The organism is Microbacterium sp. K41 (genome assembly GCF_004794395.1).
Classification (GTDB): Bacteria; Actinomycetota; Actinomycetes; order Actinomycetales; family Microbacteriaceae; genus Microbacterium; species Microbacterium sufflavum.
In genome coordinates, this window is record NZ_SSDO01000072.1 from 1 (window position 1) to 2,171 (window position 2,171).

The window sequence follows — 2,171 nt, forward strand, 5'->3', positions numbered from 1 at the left end:
CCTCGCCCTGGATCGGCTCGATGATGACGGCGGCGAGGTTGTCCGCGCCGATCTGCTTCTCGAGCTGCAGGATCACGCGGGCCGCGGCCTCTGCGCCCTCGAGGCCGTCGCGGAACGGGTACGACATCGGGGCGCGGTACACCTCGGGGGCGAACGGGCCGAAGCCGCTCTTGTACGGCATCGACTTGGCCGTCAGCGCCATCGTGAGGTTGGTGCGGCCGTGGTAACCGTGGTCGAACGCCACGACGGCCTGGCGTCCGGTGTGCTTGCGGGCGATCTTGATCGCGTTCTCGACCGCCTCGGCGCCCGAGTTGAACAGCGCGCTCTTCTTGGCGAAGTCGCCGGGGGTGACCCGGTTCAGCGCCTCGGCCACCCCGACGTACGACTCGTAGGGCGAGATCATGAAGCACGTGTGGGTGAACTGCGCGGCCTGCGCGGCGACGGCCGCGGCGACCTTGGGGTGCGCGTTGCCGACCGTGGTGACGGCGATGCCGGAGCCGAGGTCGATGAGCGAGTTGCCGTCGGCGTCGACGACCACTCCGCCGCCCGCGGCGACGGCGGCGACCGGCACGGTGTGGCCGACACCGGCGGCGACGGCGTCGGCCTTGCGGGCGAGGACCTCGGCCGAGCGCGGGCCCGGGAGTTCCGTGACGAGGCGACGCTCCTGCGGGAGGTCGGGGCCGCCGAGGGGGGTTGCGGGTGCTGCGGTGTCGAGGAGTGCCATGTCGCGAGCGTACGACCGCCGCCGGGAGGGTCGCATTCGCCGGCTTGTACAATCTGAGCAGCGGATTCGCCACCTCGTACAAACCGGAAGCCCATGGCCCCCACCGACGCCCCCACGCTGCGGTCCCTGCTCCAGCGCAGGGACCTCGGCCTGACGCTCGTGTCCGACGAGCACGCGCTGCCCGACGGCGCCCTCGACCGGCCGCTGCGGTGGGTGCACGGCTCCGACCTCGCAGACCCGACGCCCTTTCTGTCCGAGGATCTGGCGCTGCTCACCACGGGCACGCAGTTCGACGGCGCCGCGGACATCCCCTCCTACGTCGGGCGGCTGGCCGACCGCGGCGTGCTCGGGCTCGGCTTCGGCACCGAGGTGCACCGCTCCGGGATCCCGGACGAGCTCATCGCCGCCTGCGCCGCACACGGCATCCCCCTGTTCGAGGTGCCCTACCGCACGCCGTTCATCGCCGTCGCCCGCGCACACTCCGAGGCCATCGCGGCCCAGGCGTACGCCCGCCGTTCCTGGGCGCTGGACACGCAGCGCGCGCTCGCCCTCGCCGCCCTCCGCCCGCGCGGCCTCGACGCGATCGTCGCGGAGCTCGGCCGCCGGCTCGACGTCTGGGCGGCCATGTACGACGCGGCAGGGGCGCTGCTGTTCGCCCATCCGCGTGATGCGGTCGACACCGCCACGCTCGATCTGCTCGCCGACCGCGTGCTGGAGATCCTGGGCCGTGGACTGGAGGCGGGGCAGTCGCTCACGATCGACGCACACACCTTCATGCTCTTCACCGTCGGGCGCGGAGGGCACCTGCGCGGGGTGATCGCGGTCGCCGCCGAGACGCTGGACGCGGAGGCCCGGTCGGTCGTGACCTCGGTGATCGCGATGGCCGGACTGGCGCTGGAGCAGAGCGAGCAGCTCGCCAGGAGCCGTCGCCGCCTGCACACCCAGCTGCTGCAGTCGCTGCTGGCCGACGACCCCGCGCTCGCCCGCCGCGTGCTCGGCACCCTCCCTCCGGCACCGATCGTGGTGGCGGTCGCCGCCGACGCCCCGGCCGGACCGCTGGTCGACTGGTGGGAGCGGCGCCGGGCGGACCACGGCACGGTGTCGTTCCTGGCGGAGTCGCCCGAGGGCCTGACGATGTGCGTGTCCTCGGGCGACGAGGGGCTGCTGGACGAAGTCGCCGAGCGCTTCGGCATCCGCATCGGGGTCTCCGGCCCCGAGGGCTACGCGGTCTTCTCCCGTGCGCACGCCCAGGCGCTGACGGCCCTGCGGCAACCCGCGTCTGCGGCCGTCGTGCGCTACGCGGACACGGTGGGTGCGAACATCCTCACGGCGCTGGCGACCGACGAGGCGCGGCTGGTGGCGGAGTCGCGCCTGGCGCCGCTGCGCGAGCAGGACGCGGCGGTCGGCACCGGACTCGAGCACACGCTGCGGGTCTGGCTGGAGCACG

2 protein-coding genes are annotated in these 2,171 nt (G+C 73.6%); one reads left to right on the forward strand and one right to left on the reverse strand.

Annotation, left to right across the window (positions count from 1 at the left end; translation table 11 throughout):
- The coding region (locus DW309_RS01205; protein ID WP_205812576.1) for an aminotransferase class III-fold pyridoxal phosphate-dependent enzyme at nucleotides 1-724 on the reverse strand (724 nt) is incomplete at its 3' end.
- A 93-nt stretch (nucleotides 725-817) separates the two neighbouring features.
- Between DW309_RS01205 and DW309_RS01210 the strand changes: the two genes are divergently transcribed.
- A partial coding sequence (locus DW309_RS01210; RefSeq protein WP_136044305.1) for a PucR family transcriptional regulator occupies nucleotides 818-2,171 on the forward strand: 1,354 nt, incomplete at its 3' end.